Genomic DNA, 15,732 nt, shown 5'->3' on the forward strand with positions numbered 1-15,732 from the left:
CTTCATCCACCTAAGCGATTAATGATAAATACCACGTGATTAAAGCGTCACCGTAAAAATACGCCACAAGCGCGCCAAACGCAATGAACGGACCAAACGGAATCGGCACACCTCGTTTTACACGTCCTACGACCATGAAACTAACACCAATGAATGCTCCAACAATCGACGCCACCATTAACGTCACGAGTATTTTTTCGACACCTAAAAACAAGCCGAGTACGGCAAACAACTTAATATCGCCACCACCCATGCCACCACGACTTACCATCGCGATAACGAGTAGTAGCATAAAACCGACGATCGCACCGAGAAAACTATCATACCAGGGATCCGTCGGTAGCCATATACGGAGTGCGATGGCTATAACCGCAAACACGATTAAAACACGATCAGGGATAATTTGATAATGCCAATCGCTAATCGTAATGATCACGAGTAAACTAACAAACACCCACGCGACAAACAATTCTAGTTGAAAGCCGATTTGTGTGAACGCGAACACGAAAAGCGTTGCTGTTAACGCTTCAAACAATGGATACGCAGTCGATATTGTCGTTTGGCATTGTCGACATCGCCCACGTTGCATGATATAGGAGAACACCGGAATCAATTCATACCATTTCAAGCGGCGATCACACGTCGGACAATGCGACGGCGGCTTCACAATCGATTCCCCATTCGGCACACGCAAACCGACAACATTATAAAACGAGCCTAATACAAGGCCTAACACAATTATGTAAAGATAGATTAATAACACCGATTATCAGTCCTGTTTTACTTTTGTTTCTGTTAAAGTCCGTTGTTGAAATTGTGATCCGCTAACGGTGGACGCTTTCCGCGGGCACGGCTCGAGCCTCCTCGGCCGAAAAGCGTGGCCTGCGGGGTCTCGAGACTCGTGCTGTTCCCGCAGGAGTCGCCACCTTCGCTCCTCACAAGTTCAACAACTAAGTGCTTAGCCAATGTGAAAAGCAACTATACCTTTAACAGAACCTTACTAAAAAATAGATTGTGGTAAAAAAGCGCGGGTAGCCCGCGCTTTGAGTGAGATCATAAATATTTATCCTTGATCACCGTCATTTTATCCTTCAGAAATAGTTGCTGGATCTTTTTCTTGTCCTCTTAAATCAGAGCCACTAGCACTATTAATTGTTTCAACAGAAGCATTTGTAAAATTAATAGATACATTTCCATCACTTAATGTACCACTTATTGTATATGGTGTTCCAGAAACATTTACAGATATATCATCATCATCATCATCATCCCCTTCAGAATATCCTGACATATCAATATAACCATTACTCTCTAATGTACTTAAGTCTACAGAGTCAGTCTCATCATTCGTAGTCGCATACAACTCAGCCGCTTCAATGACGTTAATCGCTGTTGACTTCACGGAGTCGTAACGTGAGTCTTCGATGACGCCCGCAATTGTTGGCACGGCAATTAACGCGATAATACCTAAAATAACAACAACAGCTAGTAATTCAATTAGTGTAATACCCCTCTGATTTTTTAAGATGTGTTTGAACATCGGTGAATCTCTCCTTTTTTCTTAATTAATTTGGTTAAATAAATCGAACATTGGAATGATAATCGCGAGGACGATCGTTCCAACGATTAGTGACAACGAAACGATGAGTAACGGTTCAAGTAATGATTTGAACTGTTCGGTTGCTGTATCGACATCTTCTTCGTAAAAATCGGCAACTTGTTCTAGCATTTCGGGTAGTGCGTTTGTTTGTTCCCCAACTTCTATCATTTGTGTCACTAAGTAAGGATACGCCCAATGATCACGCATGGGCTTGACCATTGACTGTCCTTTTTTCAAGGCCACTTGCGCCTCGTCAAGCGTTTCGCTAATAATCCGGTTGTTAATCGTTTGACCGGTTAACTTTAACGCTTCAATGACTGGAACATTATTATAAAGTAATGAACTAAGTGTCCGTGACAATTGTGCCATATTTGACTTCAAAACTAAAGTCCCAAAACCGGGCGTTTTCAACAAATAATAATCAATCCTATATCGACTACTTTCCCTTTTAAACGCCATAATAAACATTAAAACGACTAAAATCGAAATAAATAGTAATAGGAGCCAGTAACTAGTGAAAAGGTCACTTAAGCCTAACACAAATTGCGTGATAACCGGCAACTCCGCATCAAACTGTGCAAACATACTCACAAACTCAGGAACAACATACATCATGAGAAAGATCACAACGCCAATCGCGACCACTGATACCGTCGCAGGGTAAGCGAAGGTTGATTGAATCTTTTGTTTCGTCTTATATTGTTTTTGATAATAGTCTGCTAGTTTATCGAGCGTCTCTTGTAAAGCGCCGCTACTTTCACCGCTGTGCACCATATTGATAAAAATATTCGAGAAGATATGCGGTTGTTTTTTGAGCGCATTGGTTAACGAACTCCCTTGCCGCATATCAATCTCAATATAATAGAGCGCTTCTTTTAAATATTTTTGCTTCGTTTGTTCGCGTAAAATGCTGAGTGATTGTACGATCGTAAGACCCGCTTTTAAAAGAGCGGCGAATTGTTGTAAAAAGACGACGAAATCGCGATTTTTCACAGGACTGCCGAAGTAGATCTCTTTATTCCAAATCGTTTGGGGCACTTCTTCGATCGTTTCAACACGCAACCCTTCATCACGTAGACGCGCTTTCGCTAAGTCGAGGTTATACGCATCGAATTTGCCTTTTTGATAGTTGCCGTTGTAGTCTACTGCTTCGTATTTAAAAGAAGTCATGGCGATACCTCCACTTGCTAGTTATTCCGATGCGACGCGGTAAACTTCTTCTAGCGTCGTCTCTCCGCGCTCAACTTTACGCAACCCATCTTCAAACAGTCGCGTAAACCCTTGTTCCTTTGCGACCCGTTCGATTTCGACTTTGTTTTTGCCGTCTAAAATCGCTTCACGAACACGTTCATCGATTAGCAACACTTCATGGATCGCGGTACGCCCGCGGTAGCCTGTGTTATTACATGTTGCACAGCCGCTACCTTTTTTCACGTGATCAAGGTCCATGCCATATCGTTTGAACACGTCTCGTTCTAATTCGGTCACTTGCCGGGATGTCATACAGTCACGACAAATCGTTCGCACGAGTCGTTGTGCAACGATTCCATTCACCGACGTCCCGACTAAAAACATTTCAACGTCCATATTCACAAGACGATTAATCGCACCAGTCGAATCGTTCGTGTGGAGCGTACTTAAGACGAGGTGACCGGTGATCGACGCACGCACCGCCATATTCGCCGTCTCACCGTCACGAATTTCCCCGACCATGATAATATCTGGGTCCTGACGCAAAATCGACCGCAAACCGGATGCAAACGTCAAACCGACATTTGGATTCACTTGAATTTGGTTAACCCCTTCTAATTCGTACTCGACTGGGTCTTCCACCGTAATGAGATTCGATTGTTCTTCGTTCAAATGCGTCAACGCGGCGTACATCGTCGACGTCTTACCTGAACCAGTCGGCCCGGTTAAGAGCACAATGCCGTACGGTTTTTCGATCATCTCACGGAATTTATTTAAGTTTTCAGGTTCAAACCCAATCTGATCAAGACGATTCGACACCGACATCGTATCGAGCACACGAATGACGATTTTTTCGCCAAAAATCGTCGGCAATGTACTAACACGTAAATCAATGTCACGCCCTTCCACGAGACGTTTGATCCGCCCGTCTTGTGGCACTTTTTGTTGCGTAATATCTAAATTTGCCATGATTTTAATACGCGTTGTAAGTGACGATTGCACGTTTTTCGCTAAAATTTGTTCATGGCGCAGTGCTCCGTCGACACGAAGCCTGACAAGAACTTGTTCTTCTTGCGGGTCGACGTGGATATCACTCGCCCCTTCAACGACCGCTTGTTGAATGAGTTGGTTCATCAATTTAACGACTGGCGATGACTCTTCTTCTAACGATAGATCTTGGCGTTGCTCTGTCGGGTTTTCTTGTTCGAACTCATCGGCAAAATCTTCACGCTCGTACATTTTCATAATGCTTTGGCGAATCTCATCTTTAAGCGCGATCACTGGTTCAACTTTGAAACCCGTTTGTAGACGCAAGTTGTTGATGACGAAATAATCAAGTGGGTCTGCCGTTGCGACATAAAGGCGGTTGCCATCACGTTTCAGCGGGATGACATTGTTATCAATCGCAAACTGCTTTGGCACTAGATTCAAAATCGACCGGTCAAACGGATAATCATTTAACCGCTCATGTGTAATCCCGAGCTGCTGTTGTAGCACTTCGATTAATTGAAGCTCTGTAATATAGCCTTCTTGTATTAACTTGTCCCCGAGCTTTTGGTCAGGTGACTTTTCTTCTAACGCTTGGCTTAGCTGCTCGTCATTAATAAACCCTTCTTGCTTTAACAACTCACCAATCCGTAATCGTATTCTACGTGGCACAGACAACGTCCTTTCTATCGATCTAGGAAGTTCGTAATATATCAAAATGATTGTCATTTTACATTAAAATCGTTTATCATTCTAATTATATTATTAATCACGACAAAAATCGAGGAATGACGTCACATGATTCAAAAAATAATTAAAAATGAAGAGGGTGTTTCCTTAGTTGAGGTATTAGGAGCGCTCGTCATTCTATCCATCATTTTAATTGGTTTCTTCACGATGTTCACCCAAACATCCTCCATGCAAAATGTCACAGAAGATGATATTAAAGCAACCAATTTAATGAATATTGTCATAAATGACGTGAAAGACCTTTCGCTATCAACAGACGATATCGGTAACTACAATTCGTTTGATAACTTACCATCAGTACAATCAGATGGCACATTAACGAGTAATGACCAGTTTTACGTCGAAATTATGATTACTGAAGAACCCCAATCTACCAACTTGTTAAAAGCGACTATTAAACTGTTTAACGAAAATGACCAACAATTAACAAAAACCTATGCCTATGTTGAGGTGGACAACAATGACTAATCAACGTGGCTTTACTTTAATCGAACTTCTAGCCGTTTTTGTCCTTACGTTTGTTGTCGGTAGCTTAGTTTTTTCTATTTTAACACAATCTCTAAATAACTATGAGCAATCCGAGCTACGATCACAAGCGCAAACTGATGTAAATCGACTCATTTTTCAAATTAGAAACGTCCATCAATCTGGATCACCATACACAATCGATCAATTAAACCCATCAACTATTGCAATCACACCAGAGGACGACAGTGTATCGCCGGTCCAATTTAACGGTGAACCATTTCAATATGATATGGCAGTAAACGGTAGCAATATTAATGGATCAAAAACTATGAACCCACAAGACGTGTCAGCTTATTCAATAACCGTCACGGTGCGTCAACCGAGTAACGACCGATTCAATCCTATCGAACTAGAATCATCCATATCACGACTCCAACCGTCTGGAGGTGACGACTCTCAATGAGATATATCCAAGAAGAGCGCGGCGCTATTTTAGTCGTCGTCCTTTTGACTATCGTCTTTATGATGTTTTTCGCGACCGTCATGATGAACAGCGTCTTAACGACAGCAAAACAAAATAATGTCATTGAAGAAAACTACCGCGCGACCCATGTTGCTGAAATGGGTGCGATATTCGTAGAAGATCAAATCCAACAATACGTTGAACAAAATGATTTATCGACAGATTCAAGTTCATTAAATGATTTAGAAACTTATCTCAATCAACAAATTGCGAACGTCACCATCGATGAAGATCAACCTGAAGTTGAATACTTCATTGAAGAAGGCTTTACTGTAACATCTGATGGCGATAGTCAGATGTTATCTTTAAAGGTGAATGGACAGGATGAAAACGCGAATCAAATTATAACACTAACCTTTGCTTTATCTAGCGGTAGTGGAGCAGATAGTCTTGAAAGTTGGAATGAAGAAAGTAACACGGTACCCAATAGACCTGAAAACCCAGACGAAACCTACCCCAGACCAGTCGACTTAAAGAAAAAAAACTGTATTCAAAACAGTCAAACTGTTGTGTTAGAAAGCGGTGGCAACATTAAATGTAGCCCTAGCTTCAACGAACTTTATGTGAACGATGATTTATCGTTTGGAAACAACGATACATTAACAGTGGAACAGAATGCCAAGTTCGAATCATTAGATATGACTGGGTTATCGAAAGTACTTATTAAAGGTCACGCCCATTTTGAAGGTGAATTAACTAGTGGTAACAATCCGAATAGTAATTTTATAGCTTGCGGCAACGTCCGGTTAAAGGGCGGTGCTGACTACCAAGGTGGGTACCAAGTTAACCATTACACAGTAGCGGATGAGCTATTTTATAACAAACAGGGGCCGGTCATTTTCGGCGATGACACGTTGCTCAAAAGTGGTCTTAGTTTAGACAACACGTCAGCTACAGCCAACGGAGATTTAACAATTCAGCATGACGGAACTCAAAGCGCGAGCACTTATTTAAACACTATTGGTGGTAACATCAAAATGGCAGGTGGCACGTTGACCATCGAAAATGCCAATGGCGACCAAGTCACTCAACCTAATAGCAATAATGTTAATTATGACGTCCAACCAGCATCGATCCCTGATTGTGAAGGAGTTGAACCGCCAACGTCAGGTGGTGGACAAGGCGATTCAAACACATCAGTCTCTTTAGATGATATTGACTATTAACAATAAAACGAGGTTGGGACAGAAGGGTATTAAATTGTGCAAAAGGCGAATGTTTGGATATTATAACAGGTAAGCAATGATGAAGCGGAATCAAAACACGTAGACGCCTGCGGGAACAGCACGCGTCTCGAGACACCGCAAGCCCCGCTTTTGGGCTGAGGGATGCACCTGCGTCTTCTAGCAGCGCTTCGAAGCTTGCTTTCTCGGTGCAAGTTGCAAGGAAGCATTTTCGATGAGGTTGCCTGGCTCGAGCCGTGCCCCGGTAAAGGAAACACGGCGATTGCGCCAGCAGAGCCGGTGTTGAGCTTATGTCACGTAGAACCAAGCGAAGTGTTTTGATGGAGCGTCATTCAAGCAGAAAACCCGGACGATCTATTTTTTATAATTAAATCGTCCGGGTTTTACTTTACTGAATTAGGTTTTGTCCCAGGCTCGTTTTGTTATTATTACTCAATACTCCGCCAAAGCGTCAGGGTAGCATAACTACGATACGGGGACCATTCTTTTGCAGCTTCTTCAATTTCATCTTTTTTCGGTTTTTCTTCGCGTTTCCATGCGTGTTTCAGCGCATTCTGAATGCCGACATCGGCTGCTGGGAATAAATCTTCACGACCGAGTGCGAATAATAGCCAGTTTTGTACAGTCCACGGCCCAATGCCTCGTACTTTGCCTAATGATTTCATGACTTCTTGATTCGTCTTTTTCGCCATTGATTTCAGATCAAGGTCACCATTTACGATCGCACGTGACGTGTCGATGACATATTCCGCTTTACGTTGACTGAACTGTAAATCTTTCAAATCTTGATAATCGAGTTCAGCAACTTTCTCCGGCGTCGGGTAAAACCACGCGCCATCAATTTGTTCACCGAACGTATGAACAAAACGAGTTGAGAGCGTGAAAGCGAATGACATATTCAACTGCTGATGGATAATCACTTTCATAAGTGAATCGTATAAGTTAAAATCGCGCACAATTGGCGTCCCTGGATAAATTAAAAATAAACGAGCTAATCTCGTCTTGCCGAAGAAATCGACGACATCTTGAAGATCGCGGTCCCATTGGAATAAGTTGCGAATATGTTCAAAAATAACGTCTTGTTCTTCGTCTAAGTCGGACATAACAGAAAATACCGGTTTTTCTGTTGTACCTTCCCCTTTAACACGTACAACACATTGTTTACCACTTTCTAAACGGAGTGGCACGTCAACCCAACGCTCACGCAAATTCACATTAATGAGTGGGTCCATATCTAAACGTTCGAGTGAATAATCAAAATCATATAATCCTGCTGCATGGTAATACTCTTTCCACATCATGACCTCTCCCTTAGTTATGTCTCTAGTTCAATACTTACAGTTTACAACTTTCCATCCCGATTTCGCAAAAAATTGTGTTCACCCAAATGGAATATGTTTATTCCACACGAGTTGTTCGAGTGACTTGAATTCGTAGCCTTGATCACGCAATTCGTCAATAAGGTGACTCAGTGCTTCAGCATTATCTTCCGTCACGGTATGCATGAGCACGACAGCGCCAGGGTGCATTTGCTCGATTAGATCATCTACCGCCTGCTGCCAGCTCGTTTGTTGACTTTCTTCCCAATCGACGAGCGCAACACTCCAAAAGACATTCGTATAGCCTAATTCGTCCGTTAATTTTAACGTGCGTTCGCTAAAAATTCCTTTCGCTGGACGGAAAAATTCAACGACGTCTTGATCGGTCGTTTGTTTGATCTTATCATCGAGCCGTTTTAAGTCGCGTTTAATCTCATCGTCACTAGCCTTCGTGTAATCGAGATGATCGTCGGAATGGTTCCCGATGATGTGACCGTCATCGACCATTCGCTTCACGAGTTTCGGCTGATCGTCAATATAATGACCTGACAAAAAGAATGTCGCAGGCACTTGTTTGTCTTCTAATACATCAAGCATCTGCGTCATATAGCCTTGTTCATAACCGCTGTCAAAGGTGAGATAGACGTTTTTATTTGATTGATCACCGATATAGATGCCGTTGTATTGTTCAATTAACGGCGCGTAAAACCCTAAATCTGGCGGCTGTTCGTTGTATTGTTTTTTATAACCATAGCCGTACGATTCATTCGACACATCATCAGCATGTATCGTAAGCGGAATCAGTAGCACACTGAGTAACATGAGTATTATTTTTTTCATCAAAAGCCTCCCAATCGTCCTGTTATATACTTAATTTGCCATGATTTGACGCAAATTATGATTGGAAGGTTTCCCCGTTTTTATAAGGCGCACTCGAGTTATTCGATAATTCCTCTTACTTATTTCAAAACTTCGCGAAGTTTTGAAATAAGTACAGGCAGTTATTCGATAAATCCATGGATTTATCGAATAACTAAAAAACCTCTCCTTTGATCAAAAGGAGAGGTTGAACCATTTATAACAAGACGGCACCGATTAGACCGAAAATGAAAATCGGAATGTTAAAGTGCAAGAAGGTTGGCACACACGTATCCCAAATGTGGTCGTGCTTACCGTCCATATTCAGTCCTGCTGTTGGACCGAGTGTACTATCTGAAGCTGGACTACCTGCGTCACCTAACGCACCAGCCGTACCGATCAACACAGCAATCGCAAGTGGTGAAAAGCCGGCTGCTGTTGCGATTGGGACATATAAAACGGCTAAAATTGGAATCGTACCGAATGACGTCCCAATCCCCATCGTAATGAATAAACCGACGACTAATAAGATAGTCGCAATCATCCACGGATTACCTTCTAACATGCCAGATGACGCGTCTACTAACGCTTCAACTGATCCTGTCTCTTCTAACACGCCTGCAAAACCAGACGCTGCAAGCATAATAAAAGCAATCATGCCCATCATGCTAATACCGCGACTCATGACATCTTCAATTTGACGATACGGCACTGCAACAAGTAAGAACATGAGCACTAAACCGGTTAAGGCACCTAATACCATTTCTTCTGTGATAACCTGTACAGTTAATGCCGCTAAAATCGCGACAATCGTCATCGCGTGTTTGAGTTCAAACTTAAACGGCGAATCATCTTCCGTGATGTCACTCGGTTGCCCTTTTGGCTCAATTTGACTGTAGTCACGTTTCTTCCGGTACGTAAGACCAAGCGCAATCACTAAACCGATTAGCATACCTGCACCTGGTACAATCATCGCTTGCGTCACACTACCGAACGCAATGTCGACACCATTTTCAACCATATTATCGTGAACAATCCCTTGGAAAATAAGTCCAAATCCAACAGGTAACGTAATATACGGTGCTTTCAACCCGAACGTTAACGCTGTCGCCACACCACGACGGTCGATTTGCATACGATCAAATAATCCGAGCAATGGTGGAATTAAAATAGGAATAAAGGCAATATGCACAGGGACGGCGTTTTGTGATAACGATGCGATTAAAGCAATCAACACCATTAACGCAACGCGCTGACCAGACATCACGCTCCGAACCCCTTGGACGAGTCCTTTCGTAATCCCTGTCAATGAAATGGCAACCGCAAATCCACCTAGTAACACGTAACTTAATGCCGTATTCGCGCTACCACCCATGTTCGATGTAAAAATCGACACAATTTCTGTGAATGGTAATCCAGCAATCAGTCCGGCTGACATGGCAGAAATAACAATCGCCAACAACACATTTACTTTTAATAAACTTAATGTCGTCATTAAAATAACAGATATAATAACTGCAATAGCCATTGTTTCGTTCTCCCTTTCTTTCATCTCATTATCGCATTAACACTTTACCAGAATAAAATACACAATTAAAAAAATCAACCCCCTCACCAAAAAAATTTCTGAGGGAGTTGAAGGCTTATTGATTTAACTTTTCTTCCATCTCATTTAACAAATTCAAATAACGATCAACATCAGCCACCGTTAGTTGTTCTGGGTCAGCTGTTTCAATTTGATCGAGTAATTGTTGCAACCGGGCTTTCACCGATTCTAAATGGTTCTCATCTGTCATGTTACGACTCCTTTTCAATCGCTTCAACTGTCTCTGTTACATCGATTGTCGGAACAACAGATTGTACCATCGAGCAGTTTTTCGACGCTGTTTCTAAACTTTTTTGTAACTTCGCTTCGTTCAAATCACGACCCGAGACTTTGAAGTGTAGGTGGACTTTTTCGATTTTATTAACCGCGTCTTCACTACGTTGAACGTCCGCTTCAATCGTCATCTCATCGTAATCGACTTTCTGTTTGCCTAAAATCCGTTTATACACGAGTGCACTGCAACCAGCTAGTGATGAAACCATTAATTGAAATGGGCGGAAACCTTCATCTTCATCACCTGAAATCGTAAGTTGATCGTACGCTAAATCGGATGTAATATGTTGGTCTGTCACGTTAAATTTCATGTTTTCGCACTCCTTTTCCTTCAATATCTGCTTTTATTTTAACACGACTTTGCGGTACAATAACACCATCTTGACTCAAGTAAGGAGACCCTAGTATGTCAACACGTCAGCGATTTGCCGTTTTGGTCGCGTTAGTCGGGATTTCCGGCTTTTCACAAGGGATGCTACTGCCTCTTATTTCCGTTTTATTAGAGAGCGAAGGTGTATCATCGACGATTAATGGCTTGCACGCAACAGCTTTATATATCGGTATTTTAATTATTTCACCATTTCTCGAACCGCCTTTACGACGGTATGGGTATAAACCGATGATCCTAGTCGGCGGAGCGCTCGTCTTTTCGTCTATTTTCTTGTTCACCATTTGGGAATCAATTTGGTTTTGGTTCGTCTTACGTTTGCTCGTTGGGGTTGGCGATAATATTTTACACTTCGGCACACAAACGTGGATTACGACGACGACGCCTGAGTTCAAACGCGGGCGCTCGATTGCGATATATGGCTTGTCCTTTGGTTTCGGCTTTACGATTGGACCACTGATGACACCACTCGTTGAGATTAACCCAGCTTTACCATTTATCGCTAGTTCACTATTATGTATCATCGTGTGGTCACTTATGTATTGGGTGAAGAATGAATGGCCTGAGACAGACCCTGACGTTCAACTCACAACGACGAAAACAACGAAACGATTCCAAGGGGCGATGAAATACGCTTGGATTGCGTTACTAGCCCCGTTTACGTACGGTTTTTTAGAAACGACGTTACATAGTAATTTTCCCGTATACGCTCTAAGGCTTGGACACGACGTCACAACAATTTCGTATATCATCCCGTTTTTCGCAGCTGGGAGCCTCATATCACAAATTCCACTCGGGATGTTAAGCGACCGAATTGGCCGACCAATTGTCCTTAAAATCGTCCTAGTTGGTGGCAGTATCTCATTTTTCGCAGCAACGTTTTTCGAACAATCCGTGCTCGGCCTTATCCTATGCTTTGCAGTCGCAGGCATGCTCGTCGGTTCACTTTATTCGTTAGGCGTCTCTTATATGACCGACTTATTACCGAATGCGTTACTTCCGGCGGGTAATATTTTGTGCGGTGTGATGTTTAGTTTCGGTAGTATTGCTGGCCCACTACTCGGCGGTAGTTATATCGACCTTTTCCCTGAGCTAAGCTTTTTCTATATTATCGTTGCCTTCATCGGCTTAATCTTTATTTTAATGCTGACACATAGCTTATTGCGACGTGAAGCGACATCATAAAAATAATGCCCGGTCAGAACCTCTCACGTTCTAACCGGGCATTGTCACGTTCGAAATAATATTCGTTTTTGATGCTTATGCAATATCGCGTTGATCTCGCCACCGATTAAAATCATCATCCCTGATAAAAATAACCAAATCATAAGTACGATAACACCTGCTAAACTACCATACGTCGCTGAATAAGCGCCAAAATTAGTGACGTAAAATGAGAATCCGAGTGATACAAGCTGCCAGCCCACCGTCGCAACGACTGCTCCAGGGATTGCATGACGCAACCGCACGCGTAAATTCGGCGCCAGCATATAAAGTAACGATAATACAAAAATCATCATCAACGCTGACACAGCAAACCGCAATGCTTCCCACGTGGCTAAAAAGGCATCAGACACACCGAAAAATGAAAAGATATACTCCCCGATGACGCGACCAAATATCGGTAACGCTAAAGCAACGGCGATCGCCAATACGAGCAAAACCGTCAACAAGACCGACAATCCTCTCGCTACAATAAACGACCGCTCTTCATCAATTTCATACGCTTGGTTAAACGCACGCATTAATCCGTTCACACCAATTGAAGCTGACCAGACCGTCCCGATTAAACCAATCGATAACAAACTGCCATTTTGATCTTCCATTAATCGATCAATGTTATTGTAAACGAGCGATAAAGAATCCGGCGGTAAATAAGCATCAACAATCCGGAAGATTTGCTCCTCATTAACTGGCATAAAACCGATTAACGTTAATAAGAAAATTAAAAACGGTAATAAAGATAATAAGAAAAAGTAAGCCAAACTCGCTGCTAACGTCGGCACTTCATCATCCATAAAACGTTGAAACAATTCTTTCCAAAACGTTTTTTGAAAGATCAATTACTTCACCTACTGACTGTTTTTGTCATCCGTTTTTTGGTCAAGCTTCTGTTGCACCTGATCGAGTTGTTGTACGAATTGATCGACATTTGTCATAACGTCATTTAATTTTAGACGCAACTGTCTAACCGATTCAGAAGGATTTTGGTAAATATGTTTCACTTGTCCTGCTGCTCGTTTCGACTGACCCAATACGTGTTGACGCTCATCTCGTTGAATTAAACTTAATACAAATCCTGATAATGCTCCAATCACAAGTCCTTTTTGCCATAATCGCATGTTAATGCCCTCCTCTAATTTGATACATCATGTTCTGTCAGTATATCATCTAATAAATGCTTACAAGCTCGTTTCACCAAATCATACGTATAATCAAACCCACCTTCAAAGTACGGGTCCGGGACATCGGATACGTCCTCTTCCGGTAAATAATCGAGCAATTTCTTAATCACTGGTTGGTGGTCCCCGGTTTGCCGACTAATCACGTCTCGCAAATTCTTCTCATCCATGACCATGATATAATCAAAATACTTGTAATCATCCGACTTGATTTGTCGACCAACCATGCCATTTGAATTAATATGATGCTGCTTTAATTGGGTAATCGTTCCTTCGTGGGGCGACTCACCAATATGGTAATCACTCGTACCAGCTGAATCAACGACAAATTGATCATCAAGCCCTTTACGACTAACCATATCAGCAAAGACCGCTTCAGCCATCGGCGACCGACAAATATTACCGAGGCAGACAAATAACACTTTTATCACGCTTCATCACCTACACTTATGATTCATTTCATATTTTTATACAATTACCGATTTGCCACTAAATTAAACTTATCCTATGGCCTCTACCTTTCATTTTACCGAAAAAATGACCAAATGAGTAGTTTTATGCGTTAATATATTAAGTGAACCTTATAATCTATGATAAAATAATGACAAACGATGCTAAGAGGTGACGATATGAACCGCGAATTTTTAGAACAACACAATTTAATGATTTTTGATCTCGACGGTACTTTATATGAAGGGCGAGAGCATTTCCGTCTACATACAAACAACTTAAAAGCTAACCTCGATGAGTCAGAGCAAGAACAATTTGAAAATCTTTATACAGACGTCTTAAACGGCAACCATCCACTGCAAATCGGTAAAGTCTATGACGGCAAACGTGACTTAATTTGGACGTGGGATCCGTTTACTGCTCAACTAACAGAAGCACATGATTGGAATGGCGAGAAAATCAACGTCACGGATGCACCGAACGCTATACCCGCAAGCGACTTTGATTTCATGAACTGGGTTCCAATTGGCGACGGTTGGTGGACGCCTTATGCGATTGCTAGACATTTCGGCATTTCACCTGAGGTCATTCAAGCGTCCTATGTTCAAACAAAAGATCAAATGTCGAACGAAAAAGGATTTTTACAACGCACGCCTGGCTTAAAAGAGTATTTAGAATCGATCGTGAATGATTATACGCTGATCGTTTGCACAAATAGTGACGAAGTTGATGCGCAACGTTTATTAGACTTTTTAGGTTTGGAACAATATTTCACCGAACTCATTCCGAGTGCGCAAAAACCGGTTTATACGAAGACGATCTTCGAAGACGTCTTACATCGCTTCCAAGTCAAGCCAGAAAATGCTGTTTCAATCGGCGATAATTTCATGAACGAAATCGCACCTGCTTTGCAACTCGGCATGTCCGCTATGTGGTTAACGGATGCGCAAATAAAACCAGTCGATGATGACCGTCTCGTCTTAGTCGACACACTAGCCCAATCTTAATTTTAACGCTCATCCATCCAACGTTTTAAAAAGACAGGTAATAGGTTATATTCAAATAGATCGTCAGGATAATCTATAACATCGTCGTTCGCCGTAGCGACTTCTTGCGCGATCTCATTTAAATTACCCATATAATCTTGATATAAAAATTCAAAACTAACGGTCTCCTCAGGTACCAACTGATTCTCGCAAAGTTTAGGATCCATGTAATTCACATATGTTCGGCACGGAAGCGGTCGCGATTCGTACGCCATACACGTATTCGTTTCCGTGTCTAACAATGGACACGGAAGCCATTCTTTGCGGTAATCATATTTCATTGACTCATCATCAAAATCAAGCGACTCCACTTTTTCCAACTTATCTTGATAATCATGAAAATACTGTTTCAAATGCTGCTTAATTCGGTCACGTCTTTCTTCATCCATTCGGTTAATCGCCGTGATAAGAATATCTGCTTCAAGCTTCATAACGATAATCGGGAAGTAACAACAAAACGCACAGCCCATAAAACACGTCGGCGTCATACCCATATGCTCATCCATCTGGTTCATTTGTTCTGACACTTCACCTAACAATTTGTGATAACCTGCAATTAACTGATCTTCTGGTTCACTCTTATCTAAAGCTTCATCCCGTCTTTCCTCAAATTCACTTTCATCTAATTCAAATGTTTGTAATGTTTCAAGCCGTTTTTGCACGTCTTCAAGTGTACGATGTGACATA

At 42.0% G+C, this 15,732-nt stretch carries 18 protein-coding genes; 5 read left to right on the forward strand and 13 right to left on the reverse strand.

Annotated features, from left to right (window positions below):
- Positions 1 to 10: 10 nt before the first annotated feature.
- The 4 genes from ABID56_RS05985 to ABID56_RS06000 form a co-directional block, all read right to left on the reverse strand.
- The gene (locus tag ABID56_RS05985) at positions 11 to 763 is read right to left on the reverse strand and encodes a prepilin peptidase (protein WP_354219715.1); all 753 of its coding nucleotides are present in this window, start codon (positions 761 to 763) and stop codon (positions 11 to 13) included.
- Positions 764 to 1,084: 321 nt separating this feature from the next.
- Positions 1,085 to 1,540, reverse strand: a complete 456-nt coding sequence (locus tag ABID56_RS05990) for a type IV pilin protein (RefSeq protein ID WP_354219716.1) — start codon at positions 1,538 to 1,540, stop codon at positions 1,085 to 1,087.
- A 21-nt stretch (positions 1,541 to 1,561) separates the two neighbouring features.
- Positions 1,562 to 2,770, reverse strand: coding sequence for a type II secretion system F family protein (locus ABID56_RS05995; protein ID WP_354219717.1), 1,209 nt, complete (start codon positions 2,768 to 2,770; stop codon positions 1,562 to 1,564).
- Between the two features lie 21 nt (positions 2,771 to 2,791).
- Positions 2,792 to 4,450, reverse strand: coding sequence for a GspE/PulE family protein (locus tag ABID56_RS06000; RefSeq protein WP_354219718.1), 1,659 nt, complete (start codon positions 4,448 to 4,450; stop codon positions 2,792 to 2,794).
- A gap of 126 nt (positions 4,451 to 4,576) precedes the next feature.
- Here ABID56_RS06000 and ABID56_RS06005 point away from each other — a divergent pair, with 126 nt between their 5' ends.
- From ABID56_RS06005 to ABID56_RS06015, 3 genes are read left to right on the forward strand one after another with little or no spacing between them, the layout of a single operon-like run.
- Positions 4,577 to 4,996 (forward strand): type IV pilus modification PilV family protein, encoded by a 420-nt coding sequence (locus tag ABID56_RS06005; RefSeq protein WP_354219719.1) that lies wholly within the window; start codon positions 4,577 to 4,579, stop codon positions 4,994 to 4,996.
- Positions 4,989 to 5,459, forward strand: a complete 471-nt coding sequence (locus ABID56_RS06010; protein ID WP_354219720.1) for a PulJ/GspJ family protein — start codon at positions 4,989 to 4,991, stop codon at positions 5,457 to 5,459. The genes ABID56_RS06005 and ABID56_RS06010 overlap by 8 nt, the downstream gene beginning before the upstream one ends.
- Positions 5,456 to 6,685, forward strand: a complete 1,230-nt coding sequence (locus tag ABID56_RS06015; RefSeq protein ID WP_354219721.1) for a hypothetical protein — start codon at positions 5,456 to 5,458, stop codon at positions 6,683 to 6,685. Before ABID56_RS06010 ends, ABID56_RS06015 begins: the two co-directional genes overlap by 4 nt.
- A gap of 446 nt (positions 6,686 to 7,131) precedes the next feature.
- On the opposite strand, the gene ABID56_RS06020 is transcribed toward ABID56_RS06015, so the two are convergent.
- From ABID56_RS06020 to ABID56_RS06040, 5 genes are all read right to left on the reverse strand, one after another.
- Positions 7,132 to 8,001 carry a DNA-3-methyladenine glycosylase family protein gene (locus ABID56_RS06020; RefSeq protein WP_354219722.1) on the reverse strand — a complete coding sequence of 290 codons (870 nt, stop codon included), beginning with the start codon at positions 7,999 to 8,001 and terminating at the stop codon, positions 7,132 to 7,134.
- Positions 8,002 to 8,082: 81 nt separating this feature from the next.
- Positions 8,083 to 8,862 (reverse strand): polysaccharide deacetylase family protein, encoded by a 780-nt coding sequence (locus ABID56_RS06025; RefSeq protein WP_354219723.1) that lies wholly within the window; start codon positions 8,860 to 8,862, stop codon positions 8,083 to 8,085.
- 235 nt (positions 8,863 to 9,097) lie between these two features.
- Positions 9,098 to 10,408, reverse strand: a complete 1,311-nt coding sequence (locus tag ABID56_RS06030; RefSeq protein ID WP_354219724.1) for a Na+/H+ antiporter family protein — start codon at positions 10,406 to 10,408, stop codon at positions 9,098 to 9,100.
- Positions 10,409 to 10,523: 115 nt separating this feature from the next.
- Entirely contained in the window at positions 10,524 to 10,676 is a 153-nt protein-coding gene (locus ABID56_RS06035) for an SE1561 family protein (protein ID WP_354219725.1), read from the reverse strand.
- A 1-nt stretch (position 10,677) separates the two neighbouring features.
- Positions 10,678 to 11,070 (reverse strand): OsmC family protein, encoded by a 393-nt coding sequence (locus ABID56_RS06040; RefSeq protein WP_354219726.1) that lies wholly within the window; start codon positions 11,068 to 11,070, stop codon positions 10,678 to 10,680.
- Between the two features lie 95 nt (positions 11,071 to 11,165).
- Between ABID56_RS06040 and ABID56_RS06045 the strand changes: the two genes are divergently transcribed.
- Positions 11,166 to 12,332: an MFS transporter gene (locus tag ABID56_RS06045; RefSeq protein ID WP_354219727.1), complete on the forward strand. Its 1,167-nt coding sequence runs from the start codon at positions 11,166 to 11,168 to the stop codon at positions 12,330 to 12,332.
- Between the two features lie 44 nt (positions 12,333 to 12,376).
- Here the strand turns inward: ABID56_RS06045 and ABID56_RS06050 are convergent, their stop codons facing one another.
- From ABID56_RS06050 to ABID56_RS06060, 3 genes are read right to left on the reverse strand one after another with little or no spacing between them, the layout of a single operon-like run.
- Positions 12,377 to 13,210, reverse strand: coding sequence for a YihY/virulence factor BrkB family protein (locus ABID56_RS06050; RefSeq protein ID WP_354219728.1), 834 nt, complete (start codon positions 13,208 to 13,210; stop codon positions 12,377 to 12,379).
- 9 nt (positions 13,211 to 13,219) lie between these two features.
- A complete protein-coding gene (locus ABID56_RS06055) occupies positions 13,220 to 13,489 on the reverse strand; it encodes a hypothetical protein (protein WP_354219729.1) in 270 nt (89 codons plus the stop codon).
- A 14-nt stretch (positions 13,490 to 13,503) separates the two neighbouring features.
- Positions 13,504 to 13,980: a low molecular weight protein-tyrosine-phosphatase gene (locus tag ABID56_RS06060; RefSeq protein WP_354219730.1), complete on the reverse strand. Its 477-nt coding sequence runs from the start codon at positions 13,978 to 13,980 to the stop codon at positions 13,504 to 13,506.
- A 198-nt stretch (positions 13,981 to 14,178) separates the two neighbouring features.
- On the opposite strand from ABID56_RS06060, the gene ABID56_RS06065 reads away from it, so the two are divergent.
- Positions 14,179 to 15,006, forward strand: a complete 828-nt coding sequence (locus ABID56_RS06065) for an HAD family hydrolase (RefSeq protein WP_354219731.1) — start codon at positions 14,179 to 14,181, stop codon at positions 15,004 to 15,006.
- 2 nt (positions 15,007 to 15,008) lie between these two features.
- Here the strand turns inward: ABID56_RS06065 and ABID56_RS06070 are convergent, their stop codons facing one another.
- Positions 15,009 to 15,731 carry a YkgJ family cysteine cluster protein gene (locus ABID56_RS06070; RefSeq protein ID WP_354219732.1) on the reverse strand — a complete coding sequence of 241 codons (723 nt, stop codon included), beginning with the start codon at positions 15,729 to 15,731 and terminating at the stop codon, positions 15,009 to 15,011.
- Position 15,732 lies beyond the last annotated feature (1 nt).

It is taken from the genome of Alkalibacillus flavidus (genome assembly GCF_040545925.1).
Classification (GTDB): domain Bacteria; phylum Bacillota; class Bacilli; order Bacillales; family Alkalibacillaceae; genus Alkalibacillus; species Alkalibacillus flavidus.

What these genes read in the sequence shown, in the direction of transcription:
- ABID56_RS05990 (WP_354219716.1), bottom strand. Translation starts at nt 1,540, where the DNA reads ATGTTCAAACACATCTTAAAAAATCAGAGGGGTATTACACTAATTGAA.
- ABID56_RS05995 (WP_354219717.1), bottom strand. Translation starts at nt 2,770, where the DNA reads ATGACTTCTTTTAAATACGAAGCAGTAGACTACAACGGCAACTATCAA.
- ABID56_RS06005 (WP_354219719.1), top strand. Translation starts at nt 4,577, where the DNA reads ATGATTCAAAAAATAATTAAAAATGAAGAGGGTGTTTCCTTAGTTGAG.
- ABID56_RS06010 (WP_354219720.1), top strand. Translation starts at nt 4,989, where the DNA reads ATGACTAATCAACGTGGCTTTACTTTAATCGAACTTCTAGCCGTTTTT.
- ABID56_RS06015 (WP_354219721.1), top strand. Translation starts at nt 5,456, where the DNA reads ATGAGATATATCCAAGAAGAGCGCGGCGCTATTTTAGTCGTCGTCCTT.
- ABID56_RS06020 (WP_354219722.1), bottom strand. Translation starts at nt 8,001, where the DNA reads ATGTGGAAAGAGTATTACCATGCAGCAGGATTATATGATTTTGATTAT.
- ABID56_RS06025 (WP_354219723.1), bottom strand. Translation starts at nt 8,862, where the DNA reads ATGAAAAAAATAATACTCATGTTACTCAGTGTGCTACTGATTCCGCTT.
- ABID56_RS06030 (WP_354219724.1), bottom strand. Translation starts at nt 10,408, where the DNA reads ATGGCTATTGCAGTTATTATATCTGTTATTTTAATGACGACATTAAGT.
- ABID56_RS06035 (WP_354219725.1), bottom strand. Translation starts at nt 10,676, where the DNA reads ATGACAGATGAGAACCATTTAGAATCGGTGAAAGCCCGGTTGCAACAA.
- ABID56_RS06040 (WP_354219726.1), bottom strand. Translation starts at nt 11,070, where the DNA reads ATGAAATTTAACGTGACAGACCAACATATTACATCCGATTTAGCGTAC.
- ABID56_RS06045 (WP_354219727.1), top strand. Translation starts at nt 11,166, where the DNA reads ATGTCAACACGTCAGCGATTTGCCGTTTTGGTCGCGTTAGTCGGGATT.
- ABID56_RS06055 (WP_354219729.1), bottom strand. Translation starts at nt 13,489, where the DNA reads ATGCGATTATGGCAAAAAGGACTTGTGATTGGAGCATTATCAGGATTT.
- ABID56_RS06065 (WP_354219731.1), top strand. Translation starts at nt 14,179, where the DNA reads ATGAACCGCGAATTTTTAGAACAACACAATTTAATGATTTTTGATCTC.
- ABID56_RS06070 (WP_354219732.1), bottom strand. Translation starts at nt 15,731, where the DNA reads ATGTCACATCGTACACTTGAAGACGTGCAAAAACGGCTTGAAACATTA.